14 protein-coding genes are annotated in these 16,644 nt (G+C 36.8%); 6 read left to right on the top strand and 8 right to left on the bottom strand.

What is annotated here, in order from left to right:
* Nucleotides 1–88: 88 nt before the first annotated feature.
* The gene (locus ACZZZC_RS09775; RefSeq protein WP_463485777.1) at nt 89–841 is read left to right on the top strand and encodes a LytR/AlgR family response regulator transcription factor; all 753 of its coding nucleotides are present in this window, start codon (nt 89–91) and stop codon (nt 839–841) included.
* Between the two features lie 59 nt (nt 842–900).
* On the opposite strand, the gene ACZZZC_RS09770 is transcribed toward ACZZZC_RS09775, so the two are convergent.
* Nucleotides 901–3,222, bottom strand: coding sequence for a tetratricopeptide repeat-containing sensor histidine kinase (locus ACZZZC_RS09770; RefSeq protein WP_463487096.1), 2,322 nt, complete (start codon nt 3,220–3,222; stop codon nt 901–903).
* A gap of 230 nt (nt 3,223–3,452) precedes the next feature.
* A complete protein-coding gene (locus ACZZZC_RS09765; RefSeq protein ID WP_463487095.1) occupies nt 3,453–5,876 on the bottom strand; it encodes an alpha-ketoacid dehydrogenase subunit alpha/beta in 2,424 nt (807 codons plus the stop codon).
* 166 nt (nt 5,877–6,042) lie between these two features.
* On the opposite strand from ACZZZC_RS09765, the gene ACZZZC_RS09760 reads away from it, so the two are divergent.
* Both ACZZZC_RS09760 and ACZZZC_RS09755 read left to right on the top strand, forming a co-directional pair.
* Nucleotides 6,043–6,435 carry a DUF1573 domain-containing protein gene (locus ACZZZC_RS09760; protein ID WP_056850381.1) on the top strand — a complete coding sequence of 131 codons (393 nt, stop codon included), beginning with the start codon at nt 6,043–6,045 and terminating at the stop codon, nt 6,433–6,435.
* Nucleotides 6,436–6,495: 60 nt separating this feature from the next.
* A complete protein-coding gene (locus ACZZZC_RS09755; RefSeq protein ID WP_056850382.1) occupies nt 6,496–7,695 on the top strand; it encodes a pyridoxal phosphate-dependent aminotransferase in 1,200 nt (399 codons plus the stop codon).
* Between the two features lie 300 nt (nt 7,696–7,995).
* On the opposite strand, the gene ACZZZC_RS09750 is transcribed toward ACZZZC_RS09755, so the two are convergent.
* Nucleotides 7,996–8,475, bottom strand: a complete 480-nt coding sequence (locus ACZZZC_RS09750; protein ID WP_463487094.1) for an SMI1/KNR4 family protein — start codon at nt 8,473–8,475, stop codon at nt 7,996–7,998.
* 880 nt (nt 8,476–9,355) lie between these two features.
* Between ACZZZC_RS09750 and ACZZZC_RS09745 the strand changes: the two genes are divergently transcribed.
* Entirely contained in the window at nt 9,356–9,628 is a 273-nt protein-coding gene (locus ACZZZC_RS09745) for a helix-turn-helix domain-containing protein (RefSeq protein ID WP_463487093.1), read from the top strand.
* Nucleotides 9,629–10,634: 1,006 nt separating this feature from the next.
* Here the strand turns inward: ACZZZC_RS09745 and ACZZZC_RS09740 are convergent.
* The 5 genes from ACZZZC_RS09740 to ACZZZC_RS09720 form a co-directional block, all read right to left on the bottom strand.
* Nucleotides 10,635–11,612: an STING domain-containing protein gene (locus ACZZZC_RS09740; protein ID WP_463487092.1), complete on the bottom strand. Its 978-nt coding sequence runs from the start codon at nt 11,610–11,612 to the stop codon at nt 10,635–10,637.
* 1 nt (nt 11,613) lies between these two features.
* Nucleotides 11,614–12,669, bottom strand: a complete 1,056-nt coding sequence (locus ACZZZC_RS09735) for a nucleotidyltransferase family protein (protein WP_463487091.1) — start codon at nt 12,667–12,669, stop codon at nt 11,614–11,616.
* 882 nt (nt 12,670–13,551) lie between these two features.
* Complete coding sequence (locus ACZZZC_RS09730) at nt 13,552–13,833, bottom strand: response regulator (RefSeq protein WP_463488233.1); 282 nt, start codon at nt 13,831–13,833, stop codon at nt 13,552–13,554.
* 115 nt (nt 13,834–13,948) lie between these two features.
* Nucleotides 13,949–14,338, bottom strand: a complete 390-nt coding sequence (locus ACZZZC_RS09725) for a nuclear transport factor 2 family protein (RefSeq protein ID WP_463487090.1) — start codon at nt 14,336–14,338, stop codon at nt 13,949–13,951.
* A gap of 10 nt (nt 14,339–14,348) precedes the next feature.
* On the bottom strand, nt 14,349–15,245 hold the full coding sequence (locus tag ACZZZC_RS09720; RefSeq protein WP_463487089.1) for an SDR family oxidoreductase: 897 nt from the start codon (nt 15,243–15,245) through the stop codon (nt 14,349–14,351).
* Nucleotides 15,246–15,360: 115 nt separating this feature from the next.
* Here ACZZZC_RS09720 and ACZZZC_RS09715 point away from each other — a divergent pair, with 115 nt between their 5' ends.
* Both ACZZZC_RS09715 and ACZZZC_RS09710 read left to right on the top strand, forming a co-directional pair.
* Nucleotides 15,361–15,693, top strand: coding sequence for a winged helix-turn-helix transcriptional regulator (locus tag ACZZZC_RS09715; protein ID WP_463487088.1), 333 nt, complete (start codon nt 15,361–15,363; stop codon nt 15,691–15,693).
* Between the two features lie 39 nt (nt 15,694–15,732).
* On the top strand, nt 15,733–16,605 hold the full coding sequence (locus ACZZZC_RS09710; RefSeq protein WP_463487087.1) for a helix-turn-helix domain-containing protein: 873 nt from the start codon (nt 15,733–15,735) through the stop codon (nt 16,603–16,605).
* Nucleotides 16,606–16,644 lie beyond the last annotated feature (39 nt).

Below are 16,644 nucleotides of genomic sequence, written 5' to 3'. Positions count from 1 at the left end.
ATTTTTATATCAATCGACATTATTTTGAAGTATATTTAAAACAATACGGTGTTAAGCCTGTACTATTATAAATTTAATAAATCCAACAATGTTGTATAAATGTATTATCGTTGACGATAATGAAATTGAGCGAGATGCGCTCGAAATGCACCTCAAAAAAATTCCATCATTAGAAATCGTAAAGGTTTGTACAAACGCTATTGAAGCAGCTAGCATATTATCCAATACTGATATCGACATTGTGTTCTCTGACATTGACATGCCTGATCTCTCTGGAACCGCCCTGTTAAAGATTATTAAACAAAAGCCCTTATTTATTTTCATTACCTCGCATAGCGAATATGCGGTAGAAAGCTACGATTTAGATGCGATTGATTTTGTAGTGAAACCAGCCACATTTGAAAGAGTTTTAAAAGCCACAAACAAAGCAATCGAATACCTTGAGTTAAAAAAGCAATTTATTAATGATGGAACCGATCATAGCCAATCTAAAAATGATCAAAAAGATTTCTTTTATTTTAAGGAAACCAAAGGCATAAGCAAGCTAAAATATGATGATGTAATCTATATCGAAAGTATGGGAGACTTTTCCAAACTGTTTACCAGCAGCGATAAACACATCATCTTGGTTAGCTTAAAAAATCTGGAAAAACAGCTTCCGAAAGAAATTTTCGCACGTGTGCACAAGCAATATATTATCAATATAAACCATATTGCCACATTAACTAACCATGAGGTTCATTTAGATTTCAATTTTGTAGTTCCAATCAGTTCGGCAAATAGACAAGAATTGATGGAAAATTCAATAGATAAGAAGATACTATCCAGATTTACTAAATAAGTTGCTGATTCCTTCTGGTGAGCAGAAAGAAGTTAAGATTTAACTAGCAGCCAATATAATTATTTAGGTAAGGTTATTGTAAATGTAGTTCCTCTGCCCTCATTTGGCTCTACCCTTATTTGGCCTTCCATTAAGGTTATAAATGTTCGGCAGAGCATTAATCCCAGCCCAGTCCCCTTCTCATTGTTGGTGCCTAAACTACTTTCACCAGTCGCCAAATACTCTGATTTGTTGAAATGATTGATTTGGCCAGAACTTAGTCCAACACCACTATCGGCAACTTTTATTTCAATATTATTCGCATTTGATATTGAACTCAATGTAATTTCACCACCTTGAGGTGTAAATTTAACCGCATTTGTTAGAAGGTTCCGGATGACGAGCGCCAGCATATTTGCATCTGCTTTACACTCTACTTGCTCGTTTATATGATTTGTTATGGAAATATTTTTTTGCTGAGCATGATCTTGCATTGATTTTATCACGTCAACCACTAACTCTTGAAGTTTGAGCACCTCCAAATGTGGATTAAAGCCTTGCATTTGGCTGGCTGCCCAATTCAATAAATTTTCCATCATCGTTGAAGTATAACTTAAGTTATTTTTTAAAGATGAAGCATATTTTGTTAATTTCTCTTGTTCGATATTTCCACCTTCCAGGAGTTGTATAAATGATATGAGTGAATTTATAGGTGTTCGCATATCATGACTCACCACACTGAATATCCGATCTTTTACTCTATTTAATTGTTCTAACTGCCTTTTTTGGGTATTAATTATAATATTTAACCGAGTGGTCTTCCTTTGATTTAAAAAGATAAGAAATGCAGTCAGAAGCACCAGCGTAATTGCAGCTGTAAGAAATATTTTTACCCGCCAATCAAAATTGATTTGCTGTTCCTGCTTGATTATTTGTTTATCGCGTAGCGAAGTTTCATACTTTGATTGCAGCTTTGCTCTTTCAAACTTGTTCTTTTGCAATTGCCGATCCATCTCCAGATCAGCTTGTTTCTTCAAAAAGGTAAAGCGCTGTAGTGTTTTTTCCTTATCACTCAAAATCAATTGCTGTTTTCTTAAAAATAGCTCTTGTTGCTGCTGCCTGGCTAATAAAACCTGTTTTTGTAGCTCAATGTCCGTTATCTTTTGTTTAAATTGATAGTCCTTTTCTTTAAATCCGAAATCGATCTGCATTTGCCTACGGGTAATTTCCCGTTCCTTTTCCCTGTTAAAAATTTGATCCCTTACTAAAACATATTCCTTATAAAATGCCAAAGATTCATCGTAATTATTCAAAACTTCATAAACATCACTTAAACCTAGCGCCGCGTTCTTCTTTGTCTCTAAAAAATTATTTTCTTTCGCTATCGCGAAGCTGCTCGAATAAAGCACTATTGCATTATCAAAATCTTTCTGCTTGCGGTAAAAGTGGCCTAGCGCATATAGACACTCTGCATGCATACTCTTATCGTCACCAACCTGACTTATTTGAATAGCTTTCTGATAAGATTTTAAGGCCAGATCATTTTCACCCATTTCATTGTAAACGTTGCCGATGTTGCGTTTATTTGATGCGATTAGTCCATTATCTTTTAATGATTCGGCGAGGGCCAGAGATTTTTCAAAGTTGAAAAGAGCAATTTGCAAACGTTCTTTATCTGTGTTGCCCATCTTGTTTAATTCCTCCTTGGAAGCATCGAAATAGGCAGAACCCATTAAATTATAGACCACAGAAACACCTCTCGCACTTTCATCATCTTTCATAAAAACCTTAAGCGCCATTTGGAGATAAATTAGCGATTGACTGGCTTTTCCAAGATTCTGATATATACTGGCGATGTTGGTGTAACAGCTCGCCATATCTGATTCGTTGCCCATTTTTTCATAAATGGCTATCGCTTTTTGGTTTACCTCGAGTGATTTGGCGTAATCTGGTATCCCGGCATACATGGCTCCTAAGTTTAAGTAGGTACCCGCGATCATATCTAAATTTTTGAGCTGATTATATTCAGCTATCGCGGAAAGATAATTTGATTCAGCTTTACCATAATTGGCTCGACCATGATAAAACAAACCTCTTCGATAATAGGTAATGGCAACAAACTTTCTAAGTTTTAATTGCTGTGCCAGCTGTATCGTACGATCGGCATAATCTTCCATGCGATCTACATCTTTCATGCGCATGTATTGTCGGTACACTTCAGTAAGTATTTTAACCTTAGTGCTGTCGAACTGATTATAATTCTGATTTTTAGCCAGTAAGCTATCCAGTCTCTTGTACTGATCTGCAGTTTGCCCTATCGAAAACAACGGGAACAAGAGTGTACAAAGGGTCAACGTAAATAGCAAAAACTTGCTACCTGTAGGCGTACAAAATCGACTCACGCTGGAATATGTTGTTAACTTCCTCAAAATATTGATACCTTAAGAAAGATAAGTGTAGGAAGAATTTATAGCATCAATGATGCGCAGTTGAAAAATAGGAAGCATAGTATAGGGATGATAGACTTTTAACTACGTAATATAACTGTTTTATTACAAAAGTAACCGATTTATCAATAATATTCTATAATTTCTTTCCGAATCTGCGGATATTACATTTTTTTTAACGAAAGTTAGTAGATCGAAGGATATTTTGATGGGTTGGCATCATGCATCATCTCATATATTGTTTCAATAATATCATCAACCGAAGGTTTACTAAAATAATCTCCATCTGAACCAAATGGCGGCCTGTGAGCCTTTGCCGTCAATGTTTTAGGTTGGCCATCCAGGCTAAAATACCCTTTCTGACCCTCCAATATCTTCTGTAAAATATAAGCTGATGCACCACCTGGCACGTCCTCATCTACAATTAATAACTTGTTTGTTTTCGCTAATGAGCTTGCACAAATATTGGTTTTATCAAAAGGCAATAATGTTTGTGGATCAATGATTTCGACCGAGATACCCATCGTTGCCAATTCTTCTGCCGCTTCCTGAACCAATCTTAAGGATGAACCGTAGGAGATTACGGTGATATCTGTTCCTTCTTCTAAAACTTCGGCAATGCCAAGCGGAATGGTAAATTCGCCCACATTATTGGGCAGGTTTTCTTTTAAGCGATAACCATTAAGGCACTCGATAACCACTGCCGGTTCATCAGCCCTGAAAAGCGTGTTATACATCCCCGCAGCCTGAGTCATGTTACGAGGAACACACAGATGCATTCCTCTTAAAGAACCTAACAGCATGCTTATTGGCGAACCGGAATGCCAAACCCCTTCTAAACGATGTCCACGGGTACGTACAATCACTGGTGCTTTTTGAATTCCTTTTGTTCGGTAAGATAATGATGCTAAATCATCACTTAATACATTCAGTGCAAATATTAAATAATCCAGGTATTGAATCTCAGCGATGGGTTTTAATCCCCTCATGGCCAAACCTATTCCCTGCCCCATGATAGTCATTTCGCGAATACCGGTGTCGGTAATTCTCAATTCACCATATTTGGCTTGTAAGCCAGCAAAACCTTGATTTACATCACCAATGTTTCCTAAATCTTCCCCAAACGCAACCAGTCGCTGATCGCGAGCAAAATTTTCATTGAAACAAGCATTCAGCACTTCCCTGCCATCAACCATTTTAGATTGATCATCGTAAATTGGATTTATAATTTCAATTTGGTCGGGACTTTCTTTACCATCTGTATGAAGTTTGGAATTGTATCTCTCTTGGTTCAAGACCTCTTGCGCCTTATACCATTTTAGCAGTTCATTTCTTTCTGCTGATGGAAACTTTGTTGATAAGCGAATAGCCTTCCTAGCAGAAGTAAACACTTCTCGGCGTTGCGCATCTGCCGTTGCCGCCAATTGAGCAGCGATTTTTGCCAATTCTGGTTGGTGTTGAACCATTCCATTTATAAGATCGACAACCTTTTTTTGCTCTGGTTTTATACTATCCAAAAATTCGTTCCATGCTTCTTTTTGTGCATTGCGAACGAATATTTTTGCATTTTTTTCTATTTCCGAAATTTCTTCTTCCGATGCCACAGCCGAATCAAGCATCCATTCACGCATTTTTAATATGCAATCATGCTCATTTTCCCAAGTCAATCGATCTTTGGATTTGTATCTTTCGTGAGAACCAGAAGTAGAATGTCCTTGGGGCTGCGTAAGCTCGGTAACATGGATTAAAACAGGTACATGCTCCTCTCTACAAACGGCAATAGCTTTCTCGTAAACTTCGCATAAAGCCGGATAATCCCATCCTTTTACTTTAAAAATTTCGTAACCTGGTTGTTTTGCATCTCTTTGAAAACCTTTTAAAACTTCAGAAATATCTTCCTTTGTGGTTTGGTATTTAGCCGGAACTGAAATGCCATAAGCATCATCCCAAATTGAAATAGCCATAGGAATTTGTAACACTCCTGCAGCATTTATGGCTTCAAAAAATACACCTTCTGATGTTGAGGCATTGCCTATTGTACCAAAAGCCACCTCATTTCCATTTACAGAGAAATTTTTAAGATAGTCGAGCTCCTTGTTATTCCTAAAAAGTTTAGACGCATAAGCCAAACCTACCAGTCGGGCCATTTGACCACCAGTTGGAGAAATATCAGATGAGCAATTTTTTATTTGAGTTAAATCATTCCAGCTTCCATCTTCATTGATAGATTTGGTAGCAAAGTGACAATTCATTTGTCTTCCGCCAGAAAATGGATCTGCCCCATCAGTTGGATTTGCGTATAACTGGGCAAAGAATTGCTTGATGGTAGATATACCCGTAGCAAATGCAAATGTTTGATCGCGGTAATACCCGGAACGCCAATCGCCGTTTTTAAAAGCTTTAGCCATTGCCACCTGCGGCACTTCTTTACCATCGCCAAAAATGCCAAATTTAGCCTTCCCTGTTAACACTTCCCTACGCCCTAAAACACTAGCTTGTCTGCTTTCAAAGGCGATTTTATAATCATTGATAACGATACTTTTGAAATCGTTAAAACTTAATTCGGAACGGTCAATAGAGTTGGTTATAAATTTTTCATTCTGCATCATAATCAAATATTGGTTGCGGCAAATATATACAAAATTAAAAGTTTGCCTTTATCTTGAATTGTAAAATTATATATGGGAGGGGAAAATATAATTGGAATAGTTTTTGTTTTAAACTGAAAACATTAAATTTGTTTTAATAAAAATTGAAAAATAATTTCAACATAACATGAAAAAGATCTTAGTATTATTCGCTTTTGTTTTAGGTTTTGGTATCGCGGCAAATGCTCAGGCCAAACCAGCTGAATTTAAATTTGAATCTGAAACTCACGATTTCGGAAAAATCGCTTTAAATAAGCCTGTTACCTTTGATTTCAAATACACAAACGTGGGTGAAGAGCCGTTAATTATTTCAAAAGCAGAAGCAAGCTGTGGTTGCACAGTTCCAAAATACACAACTACACCTATTAAAAAAGGCGAATCAGGTGTAATCTCAGTTACTTTTAACGCAGCTGCAGGTCCATCACCGTTTTCAAAAGCAGTAACGATTTCATCAAATGCTAAAACACCTATTAAAGTGCTTTACATTAAAGGCGAAACTGTTGCAGCTACATCTAAATAATATTTAATTTAAATTATAGTTAAAGTCCCGATTTCATCGGGACTTTTTTATTTTTGTGCCATGCCAAAAATTTCACAAAAAGGCCTGCAGATGCCTGCTTCGCCAATCAGAAAATTAACTCCATTCGCGGATAGAGCAAAACAGGATGGAAAAAAAGTTTTTCACCTCAATATAGGCCAGCCAGATATCGAAACGCCTGAAGGAATGTTAAATGCTATAAAAAACATCGATTTTAATGTTTGGGCATATACCCCCTCAGAAGGTACATTGGCTTATCGTTTAAAATTAACAGAATATTACAATAAGCTAGGCTACAATATTACGCCAGAAAATATCTTGGTAACTGTTGGTGGCTCAGAAGCCATTACCATAGCCATGCAAACTTGCGTTAACGAGGGTGATGAAATCATTATTCCTGAACCCTTTTATGCAAATTACAATGGTTTTGCCTGCATGAGTAATGTGGTTGTAAAACCAATTTTATCATATATCGAAAATGGTTTTGCATTGCCCCCAATTGCCGAATTTGAGAAGCTAATTACCGAGAAGACTAAGGCGATTATTATCTGTAATCCTAACAATCCAACAGGCTATTTATATTCGAGAGAAGAATTAGAAGCTTTAAAAACATTGTGTGTAAAATATGATTTGTTTTTATTCTCTGACGAAGCTTACCGCGAATTTTGCTATGATGGCAGGGAATTTATCTCGCCTATGCATTTGGATGGATTAGATGAGAATGTGGTGATTATGGATACCGTGTCGAAACGTTATAGCGCTTGCGGTGCTCGGTTAGGCTGTTTAATTACTAAAAACAAAGATGTTATTGCTTCGGGATTGAAGTTTGCGCAAGCGAGATTAAGTCCGGGTATGGTTGAACAGATTGCTGGTGCAGCAGCTGTTGATACACCTGATAGTTATTTTGAAAAAGTAAATACTGAATATACTTTACGTAGAGATACCTTAGTTAACCGTTTAAATAACATTGAAGGTGTTTTTTGCCCTAATCCAGGGGGTGCATTTTATGTGGTTGCAAAATTTCCGATTGATGATGCCGACAAATTTTGTCAGTGGATTTTAGAAGATTTCAGCTATGAAAACCAAACCGTGATGATGGCGCCAGCTACTGGCTTTTATTCTACACCCGGTTCTGGCAAAAACGAAGTTCGCATGGCCTACGTGTTGAATACTGCTGATTTAAATACAGCAATGGATTGTTTGGAAGTTGCGTTACAACAATATCCAGGAAGGAAAATATAATATAAGCTAGATTAAACTAAAAAGGGGTTGTATCATAAATCAATTTTTCCCTGGATATTGTCACGTTGAGTTTATCGAAACGCTATTTAAACCAATTTTAACGAGTCCTTCGACAGGCTCAGGATGACATTTTCCGTCTATGATACAACCTCTTTTTTGTGGAGCCAGTATATTCCCCTCGCTGGCGCACGCGTGTCGCGTATGCATTTAAAATCTCAACACCAACCATAAATAACTAATATCAAATATCTGAATGTCAGATCGTGAGACACAAATGGTTATTGCTCACACTCGAAATTGTTAAAAAGGATTATACCCTGCCTTCACTCTATCTATTTTACCGTGTATCATTTGAGGTATTGTTCTATTTGTTGATAACAACCATTCATCAAGAGGTTCTCCATAAACTGCACCCCATAAAATAGGATTCTCACCCTCATCTAAATACACAAACAACATTTGATCCCCCGGATTATAAACATCTATGGCATAAAAAGGTCTGTTAATTGCCTTTCCATAACGGACTAAACATCTCCTTACATGCTCTTGCATCTCTTGTTGTGTTTTACTTGTTCCCATATCAACTACATCGCACCCTCCTCCTGCTAAAAAAAGGAATTCTTTTAATGCCCTAGGAAATGAGTTCCTATTGTTATAAAGTTGTTCCAATTGAGCAATTTCTTCCAACGAAATTGGTTTGATAGGTAATCTCTTATAAATGTATTTAGGACCATTTATTACCGGGTTATCCCTTAAATATTTTAAATATTGTATTTCCATAATTATTTATTTAATAATTGATTTGAGTCTGCTATTGTTTCGGCATTAGGATGTGAAAGTATTTGGATTTCCAAGAGTTTTCCTTCTCTTTTGCTAGTAGTTTAGGTATGCTAAATAGCCTCTACAGTTTGGTATACGCCCTTTTTATTATCAATTTGTATTTGCCGCTCATTGTATTTTCATTTTTACTATTTATTTAAGCGGCACGCGTGCGCCAGCGATGGGGCAAAGTATATTTATCTAATTTTGACATATTATTATTTTAAAGTTAATTAATATGGCCAGCTATGTATTTGGTTCCATTTTAAACTGTTGATCCATCGGCTGGTTTTGTAAGTAAAAATCTGCCCTCGCTGGCGCACGCATGTCGCGTGTGCATTTAAAATCTCAATCCCACTTTTATGGCTAGGTAAACGATTAGTTACTTTTTTAGTGCCTAAAATTGCATCTAATAATCTAAATTATTTAACTAAAAATAGCATTTTAAACACAAAAGACCCACATAACTTAATATGTGAGTCTTTTTTCGGTGGAGCCGAAGGGAGTAGAACCTAACGAATTAAACTGTTGTAATTCAATGTCTTAAGTAAGTTTTTAAAAATTTAATTCCATAAACTCACCTCGCTTTTCTTTTGATTGCAAATCTTAATTAAAGTTAAGTATAATTATCGATTTCCGTAAAATTTAAAAAAACTTATAAACGAATAAGGGCTTAACCTTTGAAAGTATAATCCAACCTAAACTGATTGTTAACATTTGTGAACCTACAATCTATAACATCGTAAAATAAATCAATAGGTATTACGGTCCGGATACCTAAGAAGCATCAATCTTATACACCAACTTGCATTAAATAAATAGTTGCAAATATAAATTCAAGATGATGAAGCTAGATTTAATCACAACAGAAGATTTAGAGTTATTTAAGGAAAATCTTATTACAGAAATAAAAGAAATACTCAAAGGTATCAGCCACTCAAGTGAAAAATCTGAATGGCTTAGAAGTGTTGAGGTTAGAGAACTTTTAAATATCTCACAGGGGACTTTACAAAATCTTCGGATAAATGGAACTATAGGTTACAGTACAATAGGTAAAACCCTTTATTATAGACGTCAAGATATCATGAACCTTTTGGAAACTAATCTTAAATAGTTGTCTACAGTAAAATTGATATCATGAAACTTTCATTTCCATTAGACAATTTCTTAAAAAAAGCAGCTGTAGACAGCCGGCTTTTCCCAACTCATATTTCACTTTTCAATGCGATATTTTACCACAGTAATGAGGATCCTTATGCAGAATTTCACGTTAGCAGGAAAAAACTCATGCGGTATTCTAGAATCAAATCTATAGCAACATACCATAAATGTTTATCAGATTTAGTACAAGCTGGCTATTTACAGTATAAACCATCATTCAATCCTATAGGTAGTTTGGTCAAATTCACAAACTTTTTAATAAAAGATAGATGAGAACATTTCGTCTGCATTTAAAGCTTTGAATGATAATTGCTTTTTACTTTAGTCAATCTCAAAATAAATAAATGCAATGCCCTAAATATCTATTAATGAGCGCTCTGAATTTCTTAATTGATAGTCAATATTTGCATTTACAGTCTGTATTTCTTGCGATTCAACATGCGTTGCACATACAACTTTTTCGATTCGCCGAACCCATATTATTAAAATATTTGCATAAAGAATTTGAGGCATTATCGGCAGAACTTAATTGAAAAAAACAATAGAACTACGTTACTCAATCCATATTACCTCCTAAATTATTCCTGGAACAGATTAAATATTGCTTAGCAGCTTAAAGTTGTCCGCTCAGACTATAAGCACCCAATCGATTTGGTGCCTAGAAGTGGCATCAACATTAATTAGCCAACGTACCATTTCACATTGTCCAAAGCCTGGCTGACCGGATTTTTTGTCTGAACAGCACAGCGGCAGTGTACATTGAGGTGGATTTCCGGATCGATAAACCATTAAAAATTGTTCACAACTCCTAGAGGTGTGGGTGCAAAATAATCATAACAATTAAGTCGAATGGCGATGATATGATTCTGTAAGCAAGTTTACATTACTTCGAATTAACAAAAGCTAGTCAAAAACACTGCCAGGTTCATTGATCCCGACAGTGTCTTTTTTTTGCAAACTTAATCGATCACAACATTTGTATTCACGGTTACTTTATTCCTGGTGTATGAATTTTTACTAATAAGGTGTTTTAGTACTTTGGCAAAATTAGCCAGCTCACGTTTTTCCAGAAATTCACGGTCCTCATCAGCCCCTACTGCTTTAGAGGGCAAATAAAGCTTGAGGGCATCCACGATAGTTCCGATGGTGTTAGGTACATCTGAAATGTGAACGACCTGATTTTCTAGTTCATCCCCGTCAGCCTCTACTTTGAAACTGAAGGGATATCCCCTTCCTTTTGCCTGATTGCCAGAAACTTCGACATATGTGCTTGCCTTAAGCAGGGTATGGTGTTCATTGTAGAGTTCTATAAAACTGTCCACACCATCATCATCGAGATCATCTGGTATCACAACTTGAAAGCGAAAATCCTTAATCCTAACTTTCTTTCCTTCAATAGCAATGCAACGATTTTTATTTAAATCTGTGCAAACCTTTTTTAAAAAGCCGTTAAAATATCCAATGGCTAATGCTGTAGATGGCAAAAGTCCGAGTTCGCTGACCTCCATGGTACGCCCGACTTCTTTTTTGATTTCCGCGACCACTTTGCTCAAGGAATTATACTTTCCTGCCTCACGGCTGAACTTAGAAACATTGATGCCATGAAGGTCCGAGGGCAGTTCTGCATCTTCCTCGGCCAGCAGATAACTACGTTCTGGACTGGTCGCACCTAAAAATAGCCCGTACTCCAGCACCACATTGTCACGCGGGGTGGATACATCTGCATCTCTTTTTCGGGTCAAATCATCCTTGGTCGCGATCAATATCGCATAATCCGATAGCCGGGTTTGCTTGATCAGACTGTCCAAAGCGCTTTTATTAAGTGCAAAGGCATTTGTCCAGGGAACGCATATCGCTGCATCACCAATCAACCCCACCACTTCTTTCATCAGCGGAATCTGCTCCGCTGATGAACCGATAAAAAGTCGTTTTAGCATATCAGATTACGTGTTTAAGGTCATCATAAACAGCCTGAAGTTCACTCACTAGGTTGCGAAGGCTTTGTAAACGATCAGGTTTATCTCGGAAAACCCATTCACTACCATCAACAGATCTTAGCTGTTCAGCTAACGCAGTACTGGTAGCCAGGGAAACCAACTGCTGCAAAAGCACGTAAACCAAACCGTAATATGGCAAATCCTTATATTTCGCCACACTGATATCGTAGCAGATGGCATTGAACTCAAAACTGTTCAACTCAATATTCAAGGGCGACTTGGCTTTTACGTTTTTCAGAAACCTAATCATCTTTTTCAGGCGCCCTGCTGTCAGCGCACTTCTTTCATTGATACGGGTAATGCTTAGGAATGGGTAATCTGCTGTTCCGGTGGTCCGGGTCTCTTTGTTGTAAATTTTGATCCCACGATGGTAGCCCTTTCCGCTAATGATTGAGCGGGTATCATCATACCAGCTGGCAATCACAATGTCGACTTCTCTACGCAGGTTGCCATTATAAATTTTTACCGACTTAGGCTTTTTTATCTCGCAAACATCATACACTTGGTGTAAAATCCTTTCACTTTCGCTCCTCAGCAGATGCAGCTCCGCTGTTGTATCCCCAGGATATCGAGGATGGTTATACTCCGCTGTCAGGCTGTTAACTTGCGAAGGATAATAATGGCTTTTACGCGTAACATCATTCAAAATGGCATTTACTTCAACTGCATCAATGTGGTAGAATTTTTCAGAAATAGCCAGCAGGTCGATATCACTATGACCCTTAATGTGGGTATCGGTCATGACGGATCCCTGATATTCAAACGCCACATTTTTCAATCCACCTGCAATCAGGTGATCCTTTACACGTTCTCCAGCTTCCCGGCTTTTTGCGGTATAGGCCGGTTCGACGGCATTCATGGCCAGTTTGAGGTATGTCAATACATCGCTGTAGGCTACGCCTGCAAGTTCTGTGGCGAAATTTTGGGATAGCGAAACATTGTCAGGGTTTTGCCTCGCCCTGACCTGAGCTGCCAATTGTTTGTAATCAATAGCCATAAGCGACCTCCTTTTTCAGATTCGCGATAGCCTGCTGAGACATTTTAGGTGCTGTCCAAACCGCATTTTGCTTTTTCATAAAATAATACATTTAGTTTCCACTGCCAACACGGCAGTGGAGGTCAACCCGTGGCATTTGGGTAAAAACAGTAGATAGATATGGAAATGCGTTGCAATATGCTCGTGCCAGATGGCTCCACGACAGATATTTGTTTAGTCCTAAACTTTTATATCTTTGCGCGGTTTAATAACAAGAAGTAAACATTGCACTGCGAGACCCATATCTCAACTGCGAAACAAAAGCTGCCTGTTAGATTTCCGAGGTCTGACAGGCTTTTTTATTTGCCATGCTTAATCACTCATCCATCGTGCCAAAAAAATAATAAAACGTAGTATTTATTCTACGAATTTTCCACATTCACAAATAAAACATTCCGCAAAGAGGTAGGATGTACTTTTATAATAAGCCCGAATAGCCTAAATACTTCTTTTTATTGATAATTATCAACATCTATAAAAAATGCTTAAATCGTTTAAGATGGCTATGATTAAATGTCAGAATGACAGTAACAAAGTTGAGTTCTTTAGCTCTCTTAGGAAACTTAAACTCATTCCGATGCTTACTGGGCTTATTTTTATGAGATGCATTAGATGATATGTTTTGAATTTTTTCAGTGGAAGTTGGTGGTATAAATACCAAGACGCTTAAGGTTTGATGTCAGTTCATTTTGGAGGCTTGATGTTAGCCATCGCTTTCTTCTTATTTCTTTCTCCTGCGAAAGGATGTAAGGTATATTTAATAAAGTGCTAGCAGATCTTAATATTTATTGATGAAAACGTATTTTTTTTTACGCTATGCAACTTTTAAAAAAGACTTATACTTTACACTATCAAATCTGCAACGGTTTGGAGTAATGTATTTCCATTGTAAGGCTTCCCGATAATCGCATTTGCACTACATTCGAATTCGCTAATTTCTTTATGAGATAAGCCGGTGATCAAAATGATTGGAATATGTGCAGTGTCAAAGCCATTTTTAATTTCATCACAAATTTTTCTTCCGTCCTCATCTTCGAGTAAGATATCTAAAATGATGAGATCTGGTTTGCCTATTAAAATTGCATTCTGGATTATGCTGTTCCACAAGGATTTTGTGTCAGATATCAGACGGACTGAAGAACGAAATTCAATCCGTCTGAATGCTATTAAACTTTTATACTATCGCTGACTGTTTGAATTGTGATTCTCGAATATACATTACCGAAAGCTATTAGTATGCTTATCTTCCAAAAAACTCATCGTCCACCGTCTGGTCATCTGAAAATGTCCAAACATGAACGATTTTACCTGCCTTGACTTGAAATAAATCCATCCCACCCAAATCCATCACATTTGAGTCTTTTTTGGCAGTAAACCAAACGGGAACTGATACCATATCCCCACTTTCCAGCATTGCCCCTGTAGGTTTCACAAGCATCTTTCCTGATGTATCCGTTATAATGCCATCAAACATTTGGAAAATCTCAGCTAAATTATTTTTTAAACCAGAAAATTTATTATTTCCTGGCTGATACCATTTGGTTTCTGGGGAAAAATTTGAAAATGCCTTTTCCATTTCACCTTTAGCCAATGCTTCAAAATATGCAGCTACAACTTCTTTGGCTTCCATATAATTGAATCTATTTAATGAAATAACCTTTGTTCTCGCTCGCCCATTGAGACAAGGAAGTCATTTCAACAGGAAGTTTTTCCAAAACTTCGTTCATGTCGGGGTTAAATTTGGAAGGGTATTCTGTTGCATTTTGAAGATTTTCATAATAAGCTGCAACGCTGTTTGCTCCTGCCTCTCCTACCATAGGTTTTAGTATATTACCGAATTCCTGAGGTTTTTGCGGATAATAAACAATTTCTTCACCGACACCATTGGAAAATGCCGCCGCTAATTGATTTCCTTTTAGATTCTCCAAACCACTTATTTTGAAATTATCTGCTTTTAAGTTTTCATTGTAAATAGCTTCAACTACAAAGGCACTGACATCTCTGGATGCAATCCATCCAATGGGCATGGCCTCTGGTGTGGGATATGCTAGTTTTTTATCATTACTAATAAAAGGTGCGCAAAATGGCCCCATCATATTTTCCATATAGATAGTTGGTTCGAGAATCACGTAATCAACTCCGCTAGCTTTCAAATAATCCTGAACATCCAATTTTATATCATCAACTGGCGAACCAACTTTTTGAGATTCCAACCAGCCGCTGGTATTCCAAACGATTTTATTTACTCCATTTGCTTTAGCAGCATCGATTACATTTTTAGCATATTGTAAACCGTCAAAAGGATTCGGCAGCGAAACAGGAATCATGAAGGCAATTGCATCGATGCCTTTAGTAATCTCATTGATTTTGTCCGCATCCGCTAAATTTGCTAAAACCGGTATTGCTCCTGCGTGAGATAATTTATCAAAACTTTTTTCTGAGCTTGTGGCAGCAACCACTTCGGCACCTTTTTTCTTTGCTTCGCCTATTACGTTAAATTGTTGTGAGCCTGTGGCTCCGAATACTAATATTTTCATTTTATATTTATTTTTTCCAGTAACACTTGCACAAAAATACATTAGTACGTACTTTTGTACAAGTACTTACCTATCAGTTGGGTACTAACCAAAAAGTTAGAATTATTGATAATCAATGAAAAAAAATATACAAATAAATCCGCCCTGCGACGACAGGTGCCCTGTAAGGGCGTCGCTGTCACTGCTTAGTGGAAAATGGACATTGATGATATTGTTCCAGATCAATGGAAATGTAGTTCGATATGGTGAGCTGAAAAGGGCTGTTACCGGAATCAGTGAAAAAATGCTGATACAGGAATTGAACATGCTGATAGAAAATAAATTAGTCAGTAAAAAAGTTTATCCAGAAATTCCTCCTAAAGTAGAATACACTTTAACTGAATTGGGATTGAAAACTTTGCCTATTGTGGATCAGCTGGCTGCGTTTGGACTGGAGAATTTAGTTTAATACCTCATTTAAAAAACTAGAATAATAAATGTTAAAAACATGAGAACCCAGAAATTTCATAAAACAGAATGCGGGGTAGATTTTCTGATTAACATCTTGCCATCTGTTGAAATCAAAGAGAGCTATCTTAACAAGGAAATTTATGATACCGATTATCTGGAAATCGTTTTTTTTAAAAAGGGCGTCGGTCATCTGATGTTGAATCACGATAAAATAAACATTACCGACAACTGTATTATATTCATTTCACCTTTCCAAAAACGACAGTGGAGCCTGAATCCTGATGATCTGGAGTTTACAGTTTTGGTTTTTCAGGAAGATTTTTTGAATGATTTTTTTTCTGACAAATTATTTACCTATCGCCTTTTATACTTTTATCAATTAGAATATCCATTAAATCTAAAGGTTGATGATGCGCTCATTGAGAGGTATTATTCTCTTCTTGCTGAAGTTAAATTGGAACTGGTCAAAACTAAAGCCGACAGTGTTCACATCATCCGATCACTGATTTATTATCTGCTCCAAAAACTTAACCGTGAATATGCTGAAAAACATCATCTGGCAATCGAAAAAAATAAAAATAACGAAGCTTTTCTATTCAAGCAATTGATAGAGACTCACATTAAAGAAAAACAACGAATTACTGAGTATGCCGAACTACTGAACATAAACCGCATTGCCTTGAATAAATCTGTCAAAGCGCAATTTAATGTTACAGCATCTCAATTAATAAAACAACGTTTGCTTGTGTCCATTAAGGGTTATCTGATACATTCTAAACTTACAGTTGGTGAAATTGCTTTTGAGCTTAACTTTTCTGAACCTAACCATTTAATGCGCTTTTTCAAAAACCAAACTGGCATTACCACAACTGAATTTTTAAATGAATATCAAAATGGTAGCAATTCATAGTGTTTTGGTATTAGGCCTCGTATAACACTTACTTAGCTT

The organism is Pedobacter sp. AC212 (genome assembly GCF_979258625.1).
This window is presented reverse-complemented; position numbering and strand designations above follow the sequence as displayed.